We start from the raw sequence: 2,787 nt of genomic DNA, 5'->3' as shown, positions 1-2,787 counted from the left end.
GCATGGACAAGAGACTCCCCGGCCTTGCAGAGGCCGTTTCCGGGATCAAGGACGGCGCCACGGTGATGATCGGTGGCTTCGGCGGCTCGGGCAATCCGATCGAGCTGGTGCACGCCCTGATCGACGCCGGCCCGAAGAACCTGACGGTGATCAACAACAACGCGGGCAACGGCAAGATCGGCATCGCCGCGATGATCGACGCCGGGATGGTGGCGAAGATGATCTGCTCGTTCCCCAAGTCGAGCGATCCGCGCGCCTTCACCGACCGCTACCTGGCCGGTGAGATCGAGCTGGAGCTGGTGCCCCAGGGCACCCTGGCCGAGCGTATCCGCGCCGGTGGCGCCGGCATCCCCGCCTTCTACACCCCGGCGAGCTACGGCACCGAGCTGGCCGCCGGCAAGCCGGTCGCCGAGTTCGACGGCAAGCCCTATGTGCAGGAGCGCTGGCTGAAGGCCGATTTCGCCCTGGTCAAGGCCGAGCTGGCCGATACCCACGGCAACCTGACCTACCGCATGGCGGGGCGGAACTTCTCTCCGCTGATGGCCATGGCGGCGACGACCACCATCGTGCAGGCCACCAGGGTGCTGGAGCCCGGCAGCATCGACCCCGAGCAGGTCCACACCCCCGGAATCTTCGTGAACCACGTGGTCGAGGTGACGGATCCGCAGCAGGAAGAGGCCCTTATCCGTGCAGGAGCAGTCTATGAGCGAGCTTAAGCTTTCCAACGCCCAGATCGCCTGGCGCGCGGCGCAGGACATCGAGGATGGCGCCTATGTGAACCTCGGGATCGGCTTTCCCGAGATGGTGGCGCAATACACCGTGGCGGGCCGCACCCCGGTCTTCCACACCGAGAACGGCATCCTGAACTTCGGCCCGGCCCCCGCAGCCGGCGAAGAGGACTGGGACCTGATCAACGCCGGCAAGAAGGCCGTGACGCTGAAGCCCGGCGCCTCGTTCTTCCACCAGGCCGACAGCTTCGGCATCGTGCGCGGCGGCCACCTGGACGTGGCCATCCTGGGCGCGCTTCAGGTGGCGCAGAACGGTGACCTGGCCAACTGGCGGGTCGGCAACAAGGGCGTGCCTGCCGTCGGCGGTGCCATGGACCTGGTACATGGCGCCAAGCGCGTGGCCGTGCTGACCGACCATGTCGCCAAGAACGGCGCGCCGAAGCTGGTCGAGGAATGCTCGTTCCCGCTGACCGGCGTCGCCTGCGTGACCCGCGTCTATACCTCGCTGGCGGTGATCGACATCGAGGACGGCCGCTTCGTGCTGCGCGAGAAGCTCTCCGGCATGTCGATGGAAGAGCTGCAATCGCTGACCGGCGCGCCGCTGCATGTCGAGGGCTCGGTGGGCGAGCTTTCGGTGCCCAAGCTTTGAGCCCATCCCGAGGGCCTGCGGGCGCTCGGGGACGGTGGATCGGCATCCACCCTACGGTATCTGACCCGGCTGCGCCCTGATCCAGGGGCAGCCGGGCGGGACATCACAATCGGACGCTTGATCGTCCGACAGGAGGATCTCATGACCGAAGTCTACATCTGCGACTACATCCGCACCCCGATCGGCCGTTTCGGCGGCACCCTGTCCAGCGTCCGCGCCGACGACCTGGGCGCCATCCCCCTGAAGGCACTGATGGAGCGCAATGCCTCCGTCGACTGGGAAGCCGTCGATGACGTGATCTTCGGCTGCGCCAACCAGGCCGGCGAGGACAACCGCAACGTGGCACGCATGTCGGCGCTGCTGGCGGGCCTGCCGGTCAGCGTGCCCGGCACCACGATGAACCGCCTCTGCGGCTCGGGCATGGATGCGGTGATCACCGCCGCCCGCGCCATCAAGGCCGGCGAGGCCGACCTGATGATCGCCGGGGGTGTCGAGTCGATGTCCCGCGCGCCCTTCGTCATGCCCAAGGCGGAAAGCGCCTTCTCGCGCAACAACGCCGTCTATGACACCACCATCGGCTGGCGCTTCGTCAACCCGCTGATGAAGAAGCAATACGGCGTCGACAGCATGCCCGAGACCGGCGAGAACGTCGCCGAGGAGTTCAACATCTCGCGCGAGGACCAGGACAAGTTCGCCCTGAACTCGCAGGACAAGGCCGCCGCCGCCATCACCAATGGCCGCCTGGCGAAAGAGATCACCCCGGTGACCATCAAGCGCCGCAAGCAGGACGACCTGATCTTCGACACCGACGAGCATCCGCGTGCCTCGACGCTTGAGAAACTTGCCAAGCTGCCGACCCCCTTCCGTGAGGGCGGCACGGTAACGGCGGGCAATGCCTCGGGCGTCAACGATGGGGCGGCGGCACTGATCATTGCTTCGGCGGAAGCGGCGAAGAAGTACGGGTTGACCCCGATCGCCCGCGTGCTGGGCGGAGCCACCGCCGGTGTCGCGCCGCGCATCATGGGCTTCGGCCCGGCGCCGGCCTCGAAGAAGCTGATGGCGCGCCTGGGCCTGAGCCAGGAGGACTTCTCGGTCATCGAGCTGAACGAAGCCTTCGCCTCGCAGGGCCTCGCCACGCTGCGCGACCTTGGCATCGCCGATGACGATCCCCGGGTGAACCCCAATGGCGGCGCGATTGCCCTGGGCCACCCCCTGGGCATGTCCGGTGCCCGCATCACCGGCACCGCGGCCCTGCAGCTGAAGTCGGGCGAAAAGTCGCTGTCGACCATGTGCATCGGCGTCGGACAGGGCATCGCCGTGGCTCTGGAAGCGGTCTGAGCCAAAGCTTCACACCAATGTGAACGGGCGCCCTCATGGCGCCCGTTCCACTTTGGGCGAGCCGGGCGGGGG

At 67.4% G+C, this 2,787-nt stretch carries 3 protein-coding genes; all 3 read left to right on the top strand.

The genetic code is table 11. From position 1 onward, the window contains the following. Positions 1 to 2 precede the first annotated feature (2 nt). The 3 genes from OS124_RS0119380 to pcaF all read left to right on the top strand — a co-directional run bounded on the left by OS124_RS0119380 (position 3) and on the right by pcaF (position 2,715). On the top strand, positions 3 to 716 hold the full coding sequence (locus OS124_RS0119380; protein WP_010141579.1) for a 3-oxoacid CoA-transferase subunit A: 714 nt from the start codon (positions 3 to 5) through the stop codon (positions 714 to 716). Continuing rightward, positions 703 to 1,377 (top strand): 3-oxoacid CoA-transferase subunit B, encoded by a 675-nt coding sequence (locus OS124_RS0119375; RefSeq protein WP_040607601.1) that lies wholly within the window; start codon positions 703 to 705, stop codon positions 1,375 to 1,377. The genes OS124_RS0119380 and OS124_RS0119375 overlap by 14 nt, the downstream gene beginning before the upstream one ends. Positions 1,378 to 1,518: 141 nt before the next feature. Continuing rightward, positions 1,519 to 2,715: a 3-oxoadipyl-CoA thiolase gene (pcaF, locus tag OS124_RS0119370; RefSeq protein ID WP_010141576.1), complete on the top strand. Its 1,197-nt coding sequence runs from the start codon at positions 1,519 to 1,521 to the stop codon at positions 2,713 to 2,715. The last annotated feature ends 72 nt before the right edge of the window (positions 2,716 to 2,787 follow it).

It is taken from the genome of Oceanicola sp. S124, from assembly GCF_000220565.1.
Taxonomy (GTDB): Bacteria; Pseudomonadota; Alphaproteobacteria; order Rhodobacterales; family Rhodobacteraceae; genus Pseudooceanicola.
Note: the sequence above shows the minus strand (reverse complement) of the source record. Positions and strands in the feature narration are given on the sequence as shown.

Excerpts from the sequence above, each read along its gene's own strand:
- OS124_RS0119380 (WP_010141579.1), top strand. The coding sequence starts at position 3 with ATGGACAAGAGACTCCCCGGCCTTGCAGAGGCCGTTTCCGGGATCAAG.
- OS124_RS0119375 (WP_040607601.1), top strand. The coding sequence starts at position 703 with ATGAGCGAGCTTAAGCTTTCCAACGCCCAGATCGCCTGGCGCGCGGCG.
- pcaF (WP_010141576.1), top strand. The coding sequence starts at position 1,519 with ATGACCGAAGTCTACATCTGCGACTACATCCGCACCCCGATCGGCCGT.